Genomic DNA, 16,327 nt, shown 5'->3' with positions numbered 1-16,327 from the left:
GGGGCCAATCGGATAAAGGCTCGGAAGATGCTGGTCAGCTCGCGACCAGCCGGGACAATCGCCGTTTGATCTTGCGTCGGATCTTCCGCGGCAGGTCCCTTGGCGGTACCGACCCTAAGCCTCGGCGCCGCAGGGGAGCAGTGTCGTGCATCGTGGCGGTGGTGCCGGTCGCGGTAGTTCGGATTTGGATAGTTTTGCCGGTGGGGAGGGTGTAGAGTCCGCCGGCGCTGCTGAGGCTGATGGAGGCGTGGTAGGTGCCCGGCGGGAGCTGGGAGACGTCGACGCCGGTGCCTTTGCGGGTGCCGAAGTGTGCGCCGGAGTAGTCGCTGAGTGCGTCGCCGAAGACGTTGGGGTCTGCGCGGAAGCCTCCGGCGGCCAGGGTGAAGGCGTGGATGCCGGCGGGTCCGTGCAGCACCAGGTAGTAGCGGGCGGCTTTGCTGTCGGGGATTTCCACGCCGCGGACGGCGAAGTCGCCGTCCAGATGCACGCGCGGTCCGCGTGCCCAACTGGTGCGCAGCCGGAAGTAGGCCTGCTGCGGTGCGGTGCCGAGGACGGGCCGCACATCCAGCACGGCCCCGACGGTTCGGGAGCGGAGGCGGTACAGCCTCCCGTCCAGCTGGGATTCGGTGCTCAGCGGTGTGCCCGAGGTCAGCGGCAGTTCGGCCTCCCGGCCACCGGCCGCCAGCTTTAGCCGCAGCTCGTACGTTCCGGCAGACAGCCCGGCCAAATCAATGCCGCGCTTGTTTGGGGAGGTGAATTTCGCCAGTTTGTAGTCGCAGGCTGCTTCCTCGTAGTACCTGAAAGGAATCGCCGGATCACCGGCCCCGACCAACTGGTGCTCCTGTCGGAACTCATGGCCGGACAGGACCAGCGCGGCGGCCTGCGAGGAGCGGCTTTTGATCTCCTGTCCGCGCATGAACCCCACGCCCTCCGGAAACAACACCGCACCGGCCAGCCGCACACCGGTGAGGCTTGCGACGGCGGCGCCGGCCTGCCGCTGCCGCGAGAGAACCTCGCTGCGCAGAAGGGACGGCATCCGGTTGCCGTTGCGCACCCGGCCGAACCGCGGCGGGGTATTGTCGGCCACCGCCGCCATGATGGAGAGCATCAGCGGCAGGTTGTAGCGGATTTCCCCGGCATGGTCCCAGACCAGGTCCGAGTCCGTCTCGATGTAATTGAAGTTCGGATACTTGGCGAACAGCGGCAGCGCCCGGCCGGCCTGCGCGGCATGGGACTGGTCCTGCAGCGAACTGAAGAGATAGATGTTCTTGTCCGTGCCCTGGTCCGCGGCCACGGCGACCGGAATCAGCGCGTCAAGCACCTCTTGCTCCCGGTCCCCGCCGTCCCCGGTCATGTGCGCAAAGGTTTTGGGGCGGTTCCGCCGGGTGTGCGTGCCGACGTAAACCTGCGGGGCGCAGGCGATGATGTTGCCGAAGTTGTACTTGATCCCGTAGTACAGGGCGGGGAAGCCGCCCTTGGAAATTCCCGCCAGCGTGCATTCATTCCGGCTCAGGCCCAGCCGCTGCAGCTCCGCGTCGATCAGTGCAATCACTGCGTCCTCGATGGCAAAGTCCATGTTCCGGCACAGCGTATAGGCAGGCTGGGGCCCGAACTTGTCCTTGATCCACAGCCAGTTGGCCTGGTTCTCCTGCGTAGACTGACCGTCGAAGTCGTAGGTGTCCCGCGGGCGAAGCCCGGTGAACATGACAATCAGGTGGCGCCGGTCCTGCTTGGCTTCGCGCGTCTTGTATTCCACCAGGACGCCGTTGTGCAGAAAATCCTGTTCGCGTTGGGGCATGCCTGCGAAGCTACTGCGCCCGAATGAACGCCCGGGAAACACCTGCCAATCAAGGGGTGGCCCAGTTACCGCCGGGCCAGTCGATGTTCGATGTGTCGTTTGATCCGCCGCCGGAGCGCCGAGGGGGTCAGGCGGACGATCCCGCGCTGCAGGTCGCCCGGCCGGAATGCTGCCGGTCCGGCCGCGGCGTCGGTCATGGTGGCGGTGGTGCCCGCGGTGGGCTTGCCGGCCGCGTCTGCGGTAGTTCGGATTTGGACGGTTTTGCCGGTGGGGAGGGTGTAGAGTCCGCCGGCGCTGCTGAGGCTGATGGAGGCGTGGTAGGTGCCCGGCGGGAGCTGGGAGACGTCGACGCCGGTGCCTTTGCGGGTGCCGAAGTGTGCGCCGGAGTAGTCGCTGAGTGCGTCGCCGAAGACGTTGGGGTCTGCGCGGAAGCCTCCGGCGGCCAGGGTGAAGGCGTGGATGCCGGCGGGTCCGTGCAGCACCAGGTAGTAGCGGCCGGCTTTGCTATCGGGGATTTCCACGCCGCGGACGGCGAAGTCGCCGTCCAGATGCACGCGCGGTCCGCGTGCCCAGCCGGTGCGCAGCCGGAAGTAGGCTTCCTGCGGCGCGGTGCCGAGGACCGGCCGCACATCCAGCACCGCCCCGGAAAGCCGGGAGTGGAGGCGGTACAGCCGTCCGTCCAGCTGGGATTCGGTGCTCAGCGGTGTGCCCGAGGTCAGCGGCAGCTCGGCCTCCCGGCCACCGGCCGCCAGCTTCAGCCGCAGCTCATACGTTCCGGCAGGTAACCCGGCCAGATCGATGCCCTGATGCTTCCGCGAGGAAAACCTAGCCAGCCGATAACTGCAGTACGCCTCCTGGAAGTACCGGAAGGAGATGCCTGCGTCCTCGTTCCCGCCCAGCACGAACTCGTATCGGCCATCGCCGGCCAGCACCAGCGAACTGGCCACGTCCGCCCACTGTTCGGTGGGGTACCCGCGCAGGAAACCCACGCCCTCCGGAAACAACACCGCACCGGCCAGTCGCACACCGGTGAGATTGGCGACGGCGGTGCCCGCTTCCCGCTGCCGCGCGAGCACATCCTTGCCCAGTTGGGCTTCCATCGGGTTGCCATTGCGCACCGTGCCGTAACGCGGCGCAACGTTCTCCGCCAGTGCGTAGAGCGTGGCCAGGATCAACGGCACGTTGTAGCGGGTCACATCCGTGTGCTCGTTGACCAGATCCGAATCGGTCTCGATGTAATTGAAGTTCGGGTACTTCGCGAACATCGGTAGTGCGGGCACTATCTGCGCCGCGTGGAACTGGTCCCGCGGGGAGCTGAACAGGTAGATGTTCTTCTCCGTCTGGGTATCCGCTGCCACGGCGTCGGGCAGCAGCCGGTCCAGCTCCTGCAGCTCGGCCTGCCCGCCGCCACCGGTCAGATGCGCGAAAATCTTGGGCCGGTTCCCGCGGGTATGCGTGCCAACGTACACCTGCGGGGCGCTGGCCAGGATATTGCCGAAGCCGTACTTGATGCCTAGATACAGCGCAGAGAAGCCGCCCTTGGAGAAGCCAGCCAGGGTACATTCATTCCGGCTCAGCCCTAGCCGCTCCAGCTCGGCATCGATCAACGCGAGCACGGCCTGCTCAATGGAAAAGTCCATGTTCCGGCACAGATAGTACACGTGCTGTCCGTCGAACTTGTCCTTGATCCAGAGCCAGTGCGCCTGGCTGTCGCTGGAAGCCCTGCCATCGAACTCGTAGCTGTCCAAACGCCCGACGCCCGCAAACATGACGATCAGGTGTCGGCGATCCAGCTTCGCCGCACGCCGTTTGTACTGCACCAGCACGCCGCCATGGACAAAATCCAACTCTTGTTCGGACATGCGCCCCCAACGCCTCCATCAATGCTCAAGTACCCGGACGCACCGAAACTACGTGGCCTTGGTGAACGTCAGGCAAACTCGCACCAACCCGGTGATCGACCAAGGGCCGCCAGGCAAGTAATCCGGTGATCGACCAAGGGCCGCCAGGCCCAGCTTCCTCGGTAATCGCCCAAGGGCCGTTTGGCAAGTGACCCGGTGATCGACCAAGGGCCGCCAGGCCCGCGTGGAGATCTACTCGCCTAGAACAATGTTCAGCGCGTGCGCCTTGCGCGCGTAGCCGTCCACCATTTCGGCCTGCCAGACTTCCTGCGCCGCCTTCAACAGCGCGGCCGGCGTCTCCGGAGCCTTGCCGCGGCGGGTCAGCAGGTGCCGGGCCAGTTCGCCGCGGGTGTGCTTGGCAAAGTGGGAGACGACCGTGCGCTTGCCGTTCCGCTCCTGGAACACGTTGACCACCACGGTGCGGGCCGGTTCCGGTGTCCGGGCCGCGGCATAGGTGCTGGATCGGCAGTCCACCAGCAAATGTCCCTCGGCGTGCGCATCCAAGGCTACGGGGAGCCGCTTCTTCCAGTAGGAGGCCAGCTTCCCGGTTTCCGGGAGCCCTACGGACATGGACAGGCGGTAGGCGGGAATGCTGTCCGCAAAGCCGATCGCGCCCCAGAGCGCTGAGATAACGACGACGGTGGCGTCCGCCTTGCGTTTCTGCGTGGCCGTCATGGTGCGGTAGCCCAGGGCGTCGTACAGCACTCCGGAGTAGACGGTGTGCGCCGGGGCGGACGGTTCGTCGCGCAGCCGAGTGTTGCGCTCTACCTCCGCAGCCAACGATGCGCCGACGCCTAGCTGCGCCAGGGCGTCCGGACTGTTGCTGATGTGGGCGAGCGCCGTCAGTACTTCCTCACGCGCCGGGTTCAGTTCCGGGAACTGGAGTTCCTGCAGATCGAAGGGATGTCCCTTGGCGGCAGCGGTCTTTCCTTCGGAAGGCGGAAGCAGAATCAGCACCGTAGCAGCCTACCGTCGGACGGCAGCGCCGCACGAAAAGGGGAGCACCGCCGTCGTCATGCTCTCAAACGGACAGAAGCGGGCAGATTACGGGCTGCGGGGGAGCAGGCCGTATCCTGAAGGCGGGACGGGTTGGCTGGGCGATCGCGTCGGGCGGGTCTGCGAAGATGCGTCCGCCGAGGAAAGTCCGGGCTCCGCAGAGCAGGGTGGTGGGTAACGCCCACTCGGGGAAACCCGCAGGCTAGTGCCACAGAAAACAGACCGCCAGGGCTGCCTTGTGCAGGATCTGGTAAGGGTGAAACGGCGGTGTAAGAGACCACCAGCGCGCCGGGCGACCGGAGCGGCTAGGTAAACCCCACCCGGAGCAAGGCCAGACAGGGCACGTTCGAGGGCTGCTCGCCCGAGTGTCCGGGTAGGCCGCTTGAGGGCACCGGCAACGGTGCTCCTAGATGGATGATCGCCACCCGGCGGCGGGCAACTGCCGCAGGTGACAGAACCCGGCTCATAGGCCAACCCGTCCCACTGATATTGGCCATGGATCATTCAACGCGGAGCGCGTCTGCAAGCATCCACGGATCATCTGTGAAGACACCGTCAGCGCCAGCCTCCAACAGCAAGACTGCCTCCACGGGATCGTTGACGGTCCACGGCCAGACGGTCAGTCCAGCTTCCTTCATCGCAGCGATGCTGGCTCCGCCTACGTCCTTGTTCGGACCGACATAGGAAATGCCGTCGCTTACGACCTCGGGCGGATCAATCTCCTGGTCGGGGCTTAGCAAGTAAAGGACATTCAAACCTGCGTCAGCCAGATCTTTGGCCACCGTGTAGTCGAAGGACTGAGCGATGACGTTGCCTTCGATCTTGCGGTCAAGAATGGACTTGGCAAAACTGTCTAAATCGATGTTCGAGTCTTTAATTTCGGGTACGAGCACGTGGTCGCGGCCGTACTTGGCAGCGATCTCATCCCAAGTAATCGGTGTGCCGTGTGCTCCATCTACCGGGTGCTGAACTGTCGCGCTTCGCCACTCGGCGATACTGATATCCTCCGGCTCTCCAGCGATCCCGGTCATCGTCCTGTCGACGGTCGCATCGTGAAGCGGTACGAGGGTCCCGTCTTCGAGAGCCCGTAGATCCATTTCAATGGGAAAATCGGTCTTGGCTACAGCTTCGAATGCTTCGGCTGATGATTCGGGATAGACCAAAGCACCGCCGCGGTGGGCTACCATCGTGGGTCCTTCGGGTACTGAGCATCCGGTTAGAGCAACCATGAAACCGCTCAGAAGAGGAATAACTCGTTTCACCAGCCAATCGTAAGGTGATCGCGAAATCCCACGAAGCAGCCCCGCCGTGTTGGGCGCCGACGGGGCCGCTTCACCTGCCAAACGCAACCCCTGTGTGGGGGCAATGGCTGCGTTCGATAATGCACAGTTTCGCAGTGCCCCGGTGAGCCTGGTATCCCCAAAGTCAGCGTCGGACACCCCCAAAGTTGGTCAGTCCACATTGGCCGTTCAGTGGCCGCAGCCCACCATGGTGCCACCAGAGAGCTGCCGCGCTGAAGCTGCGCCCGGTGAACGGCTTCCGCTGCACGCTCAAGGACAACGGCTGCGTCCGTACCTACGCCCCTGGCCCCGAGCAGTAAGCGCGTCGGCGTTTTGCTGGACGCCCAGAACTGGGCACGCAGCATGGACCTTCAGTACCAGATCTACAAGAAGTTCAACGCTATCTGGGCATGAGCGGGGGACGATGGGCTACCCGATCGCGGATATGAAGTGTGGCCTAAAGGCGAAGGGATGGTCTTCCAGAACGGAACTATCGCCTATCATCCGTCACCGGCGCACGGACTCTGACGGCACAGACAACATGTGGTTCTATATGCGGCTGCCCACGGGCGACTATCGCCAGGCGCGGTGATCGACTATAGGTGATCGACTACAACAGCGGTGAGTATCTACAACAGGGGGACCGGGGCAAAAATTAAGCAGGGGCAAGGATTCGCCATCTTCCTGCATGCCGACCCCCGGCGACCGCATCGTCATGGGCGTCCGTAAAGACATCTTTTTTAAGGCCTGACCGATTCAGCGGCGACGGCGGCGCTCCGCAGGATAAGGAGCGTCGCCGTCTGTGCGTCCACCTCGCAATCGCAGGTTACGTGGCGACGGGTCGACGCCCGATAAACGTGAGGCAGTTCACCCGCAGACGTACCTCGATGCTCCCGGCAGTCCCTAGAATGGTTAGCAGGTAGGCGTGATCGGCGTCGCTTGGGTAACCAGCGGCCAGACAACGCAGATCTCTAAGCTTCCCGCCGGCAGTTGGCGGTGGCGTGCCGCTGGAACCAGACTGTCTGGCGAAAGCGGCGTCGTCGTGAAAATCCACGGCGGTGACAACCGGGCTCGAGGGAGAACCCGGCTGATGTAGGAAGGTAATTCTGTGAACCAGATGTCAGAGTCGGCCCTGGATGCGTGGAGCAACCGCCAGGCCCTTGCCGAAGCGATGATCCCGATGATCGGCCGGTTGTACCGGGAAAACAACGTGGTCACCTCCATCCACGGGCGCAGCCTGATCAACCAGTCCGTGGTGGGCATCCTGAAGGCGCACCGGTTCGCCCGCCAGATTGACGACGCCGAACTGCCGCTGGAAGAAACCTTCCCGGTGGTCCAGGCGCTGAGCGAGTTGGAACTCGGCGCCGGCTCGGTCGATCTGGCCCGCTTGCTGGTGAAGTTCAAGAGCGAGGCTGCCGGCATGGACCTGAAGGACTTCGTCCGTGCTGAACTGGCAGATATCGTCGGCAAGCACGGCGCGGACGAGCGCACCAGCACCGATGTGGTGCTCTACGGCTTCGGTCGCATTGGCCGCCTGCTGGCCCGCATTCTGGTGGGCCACGCCGGCGGTGGCCACGGACTGCGCCTGCGCGCCGTGGTGGTCCGCAAGGGCAGCGACGACGACCTGATCAAGCGTGCCAGCCTGTTGCGTCGCGACTCGGTGCACGGCCCGTTCGAGGGCACGATCTCCGTGGACGAAGAGAACAACACCATCCAGGCCAATGGCACGTTGATCCAGTTCATCTACTCCAACGACCCGGCCTCGGTGGACTACACCCAGTACGGCATCGAGGACGCCATCGTGGTGGACAACACCGGCAAGTGGCGCGATGAAGCAGGCCTGTCCCAGCACCTGCAGTGCCCGGGTGTCTCGCGTGTGGTGCTGACCGCACCGGGCAAGGGCGGCTTGAAGAACATCGTGCACGGCGTGAACCACACGGACATCACGGACGACGACAAGATCGTCTCCGCCGCTTCCTGCACCACGAACGCCATTACACCGGTGCTCAAGGCCCTCAACGACAAGTACGGCATCGCGCACGGCCACGTCGAGACGGTGCACTCCTACACCAATGACCAGAACCTGATCGACAACTTCCACAAGGGCACCCGCCGCGGCCGCTCGGCGGCGCTGAACATGGTGCTGACCGAGACCGGCGCCGCCAAGGCGGTGGCCAAGGCCCTGCCGGAGCTGGAGGGCAAGCTGACCGGCAACGCCATCCGCGTTCCCACCCCGGACGTCTCGATGGCCATCCTGAACCTGAACCTGGAACAGGACGCCACCAAGGAAGGCCTGAACGAGTACCTGCGCGGCATGTCGCTGAACTCGGACCTGCGCAAGCAGATCGACTACGTCAACTCGCCGGAGATTGTCTCCACCGACTTCGTCGGCTCGCGCCGTGCCGGCGTGGTGGACGGCCTGGCGACCATCGCCAACGGCAAGAACGCCGTGCTCTACGTCTGGTACGACAACGAGTTCGGTTACAGCTGCCAGGTCGTCCGCGTGCTGGAGGAGATCGCCGGGGTCAACCCGAAGATCTTCCCGGCCGTTATGGAGCCGGTCGCGGAAACTGTCTGACCGGACGCATCCAACAATAATGACGGCGAAGGCCGGCGGCATGAATGCCGCCGGCCTTCGCTATGGCTTTAGCCGGACGGCGTTCCTACAATTGCGGCATGGTAGAGATGACGCGATGGGAACAGGCGCAAGCCAACCACAAGGAAGCCGAGCGGCTGCTGCATGCGGCGGAGGACGCGTATGCCCGCGGCAGCGTCCCGGAGAAGCGCGTTGATGAGCTCAAACGATTGCGCGACATAACTTTGGAGGACTTGCGCCGCTGCGAAAAGGACCACAAGTCCGGTCTCACTGACAGTTAGCGGTCCCGGCTGCTGCCGCTGATCGGCAGTGCCGTGGCGGTGATAAGAGGCCGGCTGGCAGTCCAGGGTCAGTGGCCGAACGGGTCCGGGTCGACGCCCGGCAGCCAGGTGTTGCCGGGGACGCCCCAGCCTTCTTTCCTGATGTTTTTGCGGGCGCGTTTGCTCCACCGGTCGTTGAGCCGGTCGATGTACAGCTTGCCGTCCAGATGGTCGTATTCGTGCTGCATCACGCGGGCGAACCAACCCGTTGCCTCGAAGTCCACGGGGGTGCCGTCCGCATCGAAACCGCGGACTCGGGCCCATTCGGCCCGCTTCAGCGGGTAGCTGTGGCCGGGGACGGACAAGCAGCCTTCGGTTTCCTCGTCAGGGTCCGGTTCCGCGCCGGAGACCTTGCCCAGAACCAGCGTCGGGTTGACCAGCACGCCGCGGGAGGGGACGTCGTCGTCGTTGGCAAACTCATAGGTGAAGATCCGCAGGCCCACGCCTACTTGGGGAGCAGCCAGGCCCACTCCGTTCGCTTCGTCCATCGTCTCGAACATGTCCGCTATCAAGGCCCGGAGTTCGTCGTCGAACGCCTCCACCTCGACGGCACGGCGGTGCAGCACCGGCTCGCCGGTGACGGTGACTGGGCGGACAGTCATTCTTCTCCTTCATTGGGATGGCTTCAGTGGGTGTTGCCACCGCTACGTCAATCGAGGCTATGGAACGATACAGCTACATATATGCGAAGAGCCGTCCCGACGTGCGGGACGGCTCTTCTTGCCGGCTGCTGCCGGACCTTCGGGGTGAGTAACGGGGATTGAACCCGCGACCTCCTGGACCACAACCAGGCGCTCTGCCAGCTGAGCTATACCCACCATGTGCCCTCTTGTTCCTCCCGACGGGCCCCGCTCAAGCGGTTCCTGCCGGTCTCCAACCAGTAAGGCAACGCAGACCAGTTTACATGCTTTTCATCTGGCTTTTGCCACTTTAGACCATTCCCGGCGGGAAAGTGGCGCACCTAACAATCTAGGGCGTCTGAGTGGCATTGATGCCGGCTGCGATCTTCTTGGCAGTAGCGGAATCCGGGCCGGGGGAGGGGACGAAGACTGCCTCACGGTAGTACCGAAGTTCGTTGATGGAGTCCTTGATGTCTCCCAAGGCGCGGTGGCCGCCGCTCTTGGCAGGGGACTGGAAATAGGCGCGGGTGAACCAGCGGCGGGACAGCTCCTTGATGGTTGAGACGTCGATGATCCGGTAGTGCAAATGGTCGACGACGCGCGGCATGTCCCGGGCCAAAAACGTCCGGTCCGTGCCCACGGAGTTGCCGGCCAACTGTGCCTTGCGCGGTTCCGGGACCCACTTCGTGATGTAGTCCATCACCTTGTCTTCGGCCTCAGCCATGGTCATGCCGTGCGGGAGTTCGTCCAACAGCTTGGAAGTGGTGTGCATGGTTCGGACGAAGTCATTCATCTGGGCCAAGGCCTCGGCGCTGGGCTTGATGACAACATCGACTCCCTCGCCCAGGACGTTGAGTTCCGAGTCGGTGACCAGGACGGCAACCTCGATCAGCGCATCCGCCTCGAGGTCCAGCCCGGTCATTTCGCAGTCGATCCAGACAATGTGTTCGTTAGAGATTGGCACCCGTCAAATGTATCGCGTCTGGGTCTTGCCGCGCGGGTCCGTTCTCAGGGGGCCGGCCGGGGGCCCGGTGCTAACATGCAGAAAGCAGCATCAGCCGCCGCCTGCTGATGCTGTGTCCGCCTGACCGTTCTGAGGCGTGCGGACCACCGCCGAGACGATGACCGCACCGGACCAGGTGTACCGACCCCGGAGTGATTGGACCGCCGAGACGATGACCGCGCAAAGACCTACGGCCGAGCCCTCCGTACCCGGGGGCAGAAGCGACGTTAAGGAGCGGTCCAGCCTGAGCATCGTCGAGGGCACTGTGGGTTCGTTCATGATGTTCTTCGGTTCTCTGGGCGTTGGCTGGCTGGCATCAGTGTCCGAACTACGCCGCTGGCCGTTGCTGATCTTCCTGCGTGTGGAACTGGTAGGGGTCATTCTGTCGGTGATCCTGCTCGCTTTGGGCGGCATGATTTTGGTTCGCGCGTGGCTGCGTCTGGGCCAGCAATTCACGGTTTGGGGTGCTGAGACGCGCCGGGCCACGCTGACCGCGATCGTCGCCTGGGGAGCGCCTCTGGCGCTGAGCATCCCGCTGTTCAGCCGCGATGTGTACGCCTACATTGCGCAGGGCAAAGTCATGGTTAACAACCTGAATCCGTACGTGGACGGGTATGACCAGTTGCAGAATTACCTGCAGACCGGCGCCGACGACCTGTGGGCGCGCAGCCCCACGCCCTACGGCCCGATCTTCCTGTGGATGGAAGAGTTCATCGTCTGGCTCAGCGGCGGGCACCCGGAATACTCCATCGTGATGTTCCGGATCCTCGCGATTGCCGGCGCCGCCATGTGCGTCTACTACGGTCCGAAACTCGCGGAGCTGCACGGGATCAATCCAAACCGCGCGCTCTGGCTGGCCTGCGCCAACCCGCTGTTCCTGACCACATTAATTGCCAGCATCCACAACGACGCCCTGATGCTCGGACTCGCTCTGGCAGGCCTTTACTATGCGGCGACCCGCCGGGCGCTGCTGGGCATTCTGCTGGTGACACTCTCCATAGGCATCAAGCCGATCACGCTGATCTTCCTGCCGTTTATCGGGCTGCTGTGGGCGGGCAAGGGGGCCAGTTGGCCGCGGAAGTTCGGCTATTGGACCATGACCGCAGGCCTGTCCTTCGGGCTGCTTGCAGTGCTGGGAGTGATCAACGGTCTTGGTTTCGGCTGGATCGGAGCCCTCAGCCAGCAGGGCGCCGGCCTGATGATCTGGTACGCACCGGTCGGACTGCTGGGGATCTTGCTAGGGCTTGTGGCCGGGGGACTTGGGTTCGACGGGGCTGCGGTGCAATCGGCGGTCTACACGGCCGGAAAAGTCGCGGCGGTGCTCATAGTGCTCTACACCATGTTCCGAGGCAGCTACGACCGGATCGTCCGGCGGTTGGCGCTGGCGCTGGCCGCAGTGGTGCTGCTGGGCCCGATGATCCAGCCCTGGTACATCGTCTGGCTGCTGCCGCTCTTCGCCGCCACCGGGATTCGGAATGACTGGCAGGTGCGCACCGTCTACGCGGTGACGTCGTTCCTCATGATTTACGCGATCACGGACCAGCTGGATATCTTCCCGTACATCGAGTTCAACCTCGACATGGCCCGGCTCCTTGCCTGCATCGTGGCGGTCGCCTTCGCCCTGTACCTGGTGTTCGTGGACCCGAAAACCCGCAAACTCTTCCGCAAGAAATACGCCGATGCAGACGACCAGCGCCTCTTCTGAGGCCCTGATCTGCGTCCGGCAGCTACCTAGGAGATTGTAGGCCTCATGACCAACGACGCCGAACACATCATCGCAGCGGACTTTGACGTCACCGACTGGGTTCCCGAGCCGTACGAAGTCGAAGGAACCAACTCCGATCTGAGCCGCGTACTCGTGACCAAGGTTTTTGACGGGTTAATCACAGGAACCAGTCGCGCCGAGTTGCTCATGGCCGGGAACGCTACCGGTGCCGGCTACGTCGCGTCCGAGGTCTTCACCGGATCTGTGGACGGCCGCGAAGGCACCATGGTGATCCAACACTGGGGCCTCGCCGAGGGCGAAGCCGCGGCCAGCGACGGTCACATCATCCCGGGTTCCGGTACAGGCGCCCTCGAAGGAATCGTGGGCAAAGCCATCTACGTGCAGGACGCAGCAGGGCAGCACAGCCTAGAACTGCGGGTGTTCTTCCGCGAGGACGAGTCCGCGGTTCGGAGTTGAATCAACTAAACTCGGTAGGTGCACCGCCGGTCCCCCTGGGATGGCGACGCTGCCATCCAAGCGTGAGTAAGGGAAACTACCTGGCATGAGCCTTGCCGAATATGCGAGCGAGAACCGCCTCCACCGAGTCGGCGCCCGGCCCTCGCTGTTCCGATACCTATCGGAAGCATGGACCCGTCGCGACTTCGCCGTCGCCATGGCGCGGGGCAAGATCGAGGCGTCCAACCAGCGCAACAGGCTCGGCATGCTCTGGATCTTCATTAAGCCCACGTTGAATGCACTGATGTACGGGGCGATTTTCGGCATCCTGCAAGGCGCTAACCGCCCTGAAAACTTCCCCATGTACGTGGTGATCGGCGTTTTCCTCTTCGAGTTTTTCGCCACCTCCATGAACAACGGCGCCAAGTCCATCACCGGAAACGGCGCCTTGGTTCAGTCGTTGGCCTTCCCACGCATCACGTTGCCCGTCTCCACAGTGCTCCAGAACCTGATGACGCTCGTGCCAATGCTGGCCGTGATGTTCATCTACATCCTGATCTTGGGCGCCCCGATCAGTGTGGAATGGCTGCTGATTATCCCACTGGTTGCCATCTTCACGGTCTTCAACTTGGGTGTTGCACTCATCGCCGCCAGGCTGACTGTCCATGTTAGGGACCTGACCCAGCTACTCCCGCTCGTGACCCGGATCTTGTTCTATACGTCGGGCGTCCTATTTGCGATCGACCGCATCCTGGCATCCCATCCTTGGGCCGTCAGGATCTTCGACTTCCATCCTTTGCACGAAATCCTCTCCATCGCCCGAGGGATCCTGATGCCGGGGATGGACTACGACCCAATGTACTGGCTCTACTTTTCCGTCTGGTCGGTGGCGGTTTTCCTTGCCGGGGTCCTGTTCTTTTGGGTAGCTGAGGAGCGGTATGGCCGAGTTGACTGAGACAGGAGAAGAGTTGATCGGCACAGAGGCGACATCCGACGGACGGAAACCCGTGGTTGTCGTGGACGACCTCCACGTGAAGTACCACGTCCATGCCGGTGGCAAACCGGTCAAGGGAACGGGACGTTCACTGCTGCAGAGGGCCGCCGGCCGAGTGCGGACAGTCCACGCCCTGAAAGGGATATCGTTCACAGCGTACGAGAACGAGTCCATTGGAGTCATCGGTTCCAACGGTTCCGGAAAGTCCACCCTGATGCGGACTCTGGTCGGCCTCACCCCGCCTGCCCAGGGCGCCGTTTACGCCACCTCTCGTCCTAACCTGCTGGGTGTTGGAGCTGCCTTGATCCCCGACTTGTCGGGCGAAAAGAACATCCAGCTCGGTGGTTTGGCTCTCGGGTTCTCTAAGCAAGAGATCAACGAGCTCCGGGACAAGATCGTGGAGTTCGCCGAGCTGGAAGACTTCATCGATCTGCCTATGCGGACTTATTCATCCGGCATGCAGGCACGGCTGAAGTTCGCCATTGCAGCCTCGAAGCAGCACGAGATTCTGATCGTCGACGAAGCCCTCGCCGTGGGGGACCAGCGCTTCCGCGAACGCAGCGAGGCACGAATCCGGGAGATCCGCGAGAACGCCGGCACCGTGTTCCTGGTCTCGCACTCCATGAAATCCATTCTGGACACCTGCAGCCGGGTGATCTGGATCAATAAGGGTGTTCTGGAAATGGACGGCGACCCGAAGGAAGTCGTGAAGGCCTACCGGGAGTCCAGGAAATAGTGGCCTCTACATCCGCCCTGCCTCCGTTGGAGGAGCGCCCCGGCGTTTCCTACATCATGCCGGTTCTCAACGAGGCTGCGCATATTCAGGATGCCGTCCAGAGCATTCTGGGGCAGGAATACGACGGGCCCAAAGAGGTGGTGGTTGCCCTCGGCCCTTCAACGGATGGCACCAACCGGATCGTTGCCGAACTTCAAGCTCAGGAGCCGCGGCTGCGCAGCGTCGCCAGCCCTACCGGCCGGACGCCGGCCGGCCTCAATCTTGCTCTTCAGGCCTCTCAGTTTCCGGTGATAGTTCGGGTGGACGCGCACACTGAACTGGAACCGCACTACACCGCGCGCGCGGTGGAAACCCTCCGCCGGACCGGTGCGGCAGATGTGGGCGGGCTCATGGACGCCCAAGGGAAGACCGCGTTCCAGCGGGCGGTAGCCGCGGCATACGTGTCTCCGTTGGGACTCGGCGGCGCCGCGTACCACAGCGGTGCGCCCGAGGGACCGGCCGAGTCGGCATATCTTGGAGTCTTCCGACGCGAAGTCTTCGACGAAGTAGGACTTTTTGAAGAGACCCTGTGGCGCGGACAGGACTGGGACATGTGCTTGCGGCTGCGCCAGGCCGGCTTTGACGTCTGGTTCGACCCAGAGCTTAAGGTCACTTACTGGCCGCGAGCCAACTTTGGCAAGCTCGTACGGCAGTTCTACGCGGCCGGCATTTGGCGTGCAGAGCTTGCCCGACGGCACCGGGAAGGCAAGTCCCTACGGCACTTCATGCCCCCGCTGTTGGTGGCGGGCTTGGCGGCCGGCGCTTCCGGCGCTGTGCTCTCGGCAACGGGGGTCACCCGCCACTCTCCTGCCTGGTTGAAGTACCCTACGGCTGCCGCCGGCCTGATCCCGGCTCTCTATGGTGCAGGCATCGCCTACGCGTCCGCCACCATGGCGGGCGGTCTAGGCAAGCCGGAACGACTTCGTTTGCTGGCGGTGCTGCCCGGCATCCACGTCAGCTGGGGCTTGGGCTACCTTCGCGGCCGGCTCTTCGGCGCCGCTGGCACTGTCGACACCAGCCGGAGGAAGTCGTGACCGGTACCACCCGCCCGGCGCGTCCCACGCTCGAGCAGTTGCGCGCCGTCGCCCAGCCGCCGGAGGTGCGCAGCCGCAAGAATGCGGAGCACTGGACCGCCGAGCTGTACCTGCGGCACATCTCCATCTACCTGACCAGCGCGCTGGTGCGTACCCCCATCAGCGCCAACGGCGTCACCGGGCTGATGATCCTGTCCGGCTGGGCGATCTCCGCCTGCCTGCTCATCCCAGGCATCTGGGGTCCGCTGCTGGCGGTGTTCTTCTCGCAGCTTCAGTTGTACTTCGACTGCAGTGATGGGGAAGTGGCGCGCTGGCGCGGCACGCAGAGCCCAAAAGGCATCTTCCTGGACAAGATCGGCCATTACACCACCGAAGGCTTGATACCCATCGCGCTGGGACTGCGTTGCCTTGGGGACCTTGGCCTGCTTGGCAGTGATCCGGGACAGGCGTATTTCCTCCTATTCCTTGGCGCAGTGCTGGCGTTCCTGATCGTGCTGAACAAGGCGCAGAACGAGATGGTCCACGCCAGTCGGGCGCTGGCCGGACTGGATAAGCTGCCGGACACCGCCGCGGCGAAGGGAGTCCCGTCAGCGACTCTGGTCGGACGGTTACGCCGATTGGCCCGGTTCCTGCCCTTCCACCGGGTGCTGCATTCGGTGGAAATGAGCCTAATGATCTTGGCGGCCTCAGTGGTTTCGGTGGTTGCAGGCGTTCCGGCACTAGGGGAGCGCTGGCTGCTCTACGTAATGGTGCCGGCAGTTCTGTTGGTCAACATCGGCCACTTCGTGGCGATCATGGCGTCACCGAGGCTGCGAAAGTGAGCGCTACAGTGCCGGAGAAACGTTCAAC

At 63.5% G+C, this 16,327-nt stretch carries 14 protein-coding genes, 1 tRNA gene and 1 other RNA gene; 9 read left to right on the top strand and 7 right to left on the bottom strand.

Annotation, left to right across the window (positions count from 1 at the left end):
• Positions 1 to 34: 34 nt before the first annotated feature.
• The 3 genes from ACMX2H_RS07760 to ACMX2H_RS07750 form a co-directional block, all read right to left on the bottom strand.
• Positions 35 to 1,798 (bottom strand): accessory Sec system protein Asp2, encoded by a 1,764-nt coding sequence (locus tag ACMX2H_RS07760; protein ID WP_414959949.1) that lies wholly within the window; start codon positions 1,796 to 1,798, stop codon positions 35 to 37.
• A 65-nt stretch (positions 1,799 to 1,863) separates the two neighbouring features.
• The gene (locus ACMX2H_RS07755) at positions 1,864 to 3,660 is read right to left on the bottom strand and encodes a hypothetical protein (RefSeq protein WP_414959948.1); all 1,797 of its coding nucleotides are present in this window, start codon (positions 3,658 to 3,660) and stop codon (positions 1,864 to 1,866) included.
• Positions 3,661 to 3,891: 231 nt separating this feature from the next.
• Positions 3,892 to 4,656, bottom strand: coding sequence for a YaaA family protein (locus tag ACMX2H_RS07750; RefSeq protein ID WP_414959947.1), 765 nt, complete (start codon positions 4,654 to 4,656; stop codon positions 3,892 to 3,894).
• Positions 4,657 to 4,784: 128 nt separating this feature from the next.
• On the opposite strand from ACMX2H_RS07750, the gene rnpB reads away from it, so the two are divergent.
• Positions 4,785 to 5,177: RNase P RNA component class A (rnpB, locus tag ACMX2H_RS07745), an RNA gene on the top strand.
• An 18-nt stretch (positions 5,178 to 5,195) separates the two neighbouring features.
• On the opposite strand, the gene ACMX2H_RS07740 is transcribed toward rnpB, so the two are convergent.
• A complete protein-coding gene (locus tag ACMX2H_RS07740; RefSeq protein ID WP_414959946.1) occupies positions 5,196 to 5,957 on the bottom strand; it encodes a glycerophosphodiester phosphodiesterase in 762 nt (253 codons plus the stop codon).
• Between the two features lie 1,135 nt (positions 5,958 to 7,092).
• Here ACMX2H_RS07740 and ACMX2H_RS07735 point away from each other — a divergent pair.
• Together ACMX2H_RS07735 and ACMX2H_RS07730 are read left to right on the top strand one after the other, a co-directional pair.
• The gene (locus ACMX2H_RS07735) at positions 7,093 to 8,553 is read left to right on the top strand and encodes a glyceraldehyde-3-phosphate dehydrogenase (protein WP_414959989.1); all 1,461 of its coding nucleotides are present in this window, start codon (positions 7,093 to 7,095) and stop codon (positions 8,551 to 8,553) included.
• A gap of 98 nt (positions 8,554 to 8,651) precedes the next feature.
• Entirely contained in the window at positions 8,652 to 8,852 is a 201-nt protein-coding gene (locus ACMX2H_RS07730; RefSeq protein ID WP_136786978.1) for a hypothetical protein, read from the top strand.
• Positions 8,853 to 8,920: 68 nt separating this feature from the next.
• Here the strand turns inward: ACMX2H_RS07730 and def are convergent, their stop codons facing one another.
• The 3 genes from def to orn all read right to left on the bottom strand — a co-directional run bounded on the left by def (position 8,921) and on the right by orn (position 10,475).
• Entirely contained in the window at positions 8,921 to 9,493 is a 573-nt protein-coding gene (gene def, locus ACMX2H_RS07725; RefSeq protein WP_414959945.1) for a peptide deformylase, read from the bottom strand.
• A 143-nt stretch (positions 9,494 to 9,636) separates the two neighbouring features.
• Positions 9,637 to 9,709, bottom strand: a tRNA-His gene (locus tag ACMX2H_RS07720).
• Between the two features lie 151 nt (positions 9,710 to 9,860).
• Positions 9,861 to 10,475 (bottom strand): oligoribonuclease, encoded by a 615-nt coding sequence (gene orn / locus ACMX2H_RS07715; protein ID WP_414959944.1) that lies wholly within the window; start codon positions 10,473 to 10,475, stop codon positions 9,861 to 9,863.
• A 211-nt stretch (positions 10,476 to 10,686) separates the two neighbouring features.
• Here orn and mptB point away from each other — a divergent pair, with 211 nt between their 5' ends.
• The 6 genes from mptB to ACMX2H_RS07685 all read left to right on the top strand — a co-directional run bounded on the left by mptB (position 10,687) and on the right by ACMX2H_RS07685 (position 16,299).
• Complete coding sequence (mptB, locus tag ACMX2H_RS07710; protein WP_414959988.1) at positions 10,687 to 12,219, top strand: polyprenol phosphomannose-dependent alpha 1,6 mannosyltransferase MptB; 1,533 nt, start codon at positions 10,687 to 10,689, stop codon at positions 12,217 to 12,219.
• 45 nt (positions 12,220 to 12,264) lie between these two features.
• Positions 12,265 to 12,696, top strand: a complete 432-nt coding sequence (locus ACMX2H_RS07705) for a DUF3224 domain-containing protein (protein WP_136786981.1) — start codon at positions 12,265 to 12,267, stop codon at positions 12,694 to 12,696.
• An 85-nt stretch (positions 12,697 to 12,781) separates the two neighbouring features.
• Positions 12,782 to 13,630, top strand: a complete 849-nt coding sequence (locus ACMX2H_RS07700; RefSeq protein ID WP_414959943.1) for an ABC transporter permease — start codon at positions 12,782 to 12,784, stop codon at positions 13,628 to 13,630.
• Positions 13,614 to 14,405: an ABC transporter ATP-binding protein gene (locus ACMX2H_RS07695; RefSeq protein WP_414959942.1), complete on the top strand. Its 792-nt coding sequence runs from the start codon at positions 13,614 to 13,616 to the stop codon at positions 14,403 to 14,405. The genes ACMX2H_RS07700 and ACMX2H_RS07695 overlap by 17 nt, the downstream gene beginning before the upstream one ends.
• On the top strand, positions 14,405 to 15,478 hold the full coding sequence (locus ACMX2H_RS07690) for a glycosyltransferase family 2 protein (protein ID WP_414959941.1): 1,074 nt from the start codon (positions 14,405 to 14,407) through the stop codon (positions 15,476 to 15,478). The genes ACMX2H_RS07695 and ACMX2H_RS07690 overlap by 1 nt, the downstream gene beginning before the upstream one ends.
• Positions 15,475 to 16,299, top strand: a complete 825-nt coding sequence (locus ACMX2H_RS07685; protein ID WP_414959940.1) for a CDP-alcohol phosphatidyltransferase family protein — start codon at positions 15,475 to 15,477, stop codon at positions 16,297 to 16,299. Before ACMX2H_RS07690 ends, ACMX2H_RS07685 begins: the two co-directional genes overlap by 4 nt.
• Positions 16,300 to 16,327: the final 28 nt, after the last annotated feature.

Source organism: Arthrobacter sulfonylureivorans, assembly GCF_047607445.1.
In the GTDB taxonomy this organism is placed as follows: domain Bacteria; phylum Actinomycetota; class Actinomycetes; order Actinomycetales; family Micrococcaceae; genus Crystallibacter; species Crystallibacter sulfonylureivorans_A.
Note: the sequence above shows the minus strand (reverse complement) of the source record. Positions and strands in the feature narration are given on the sequence as shown.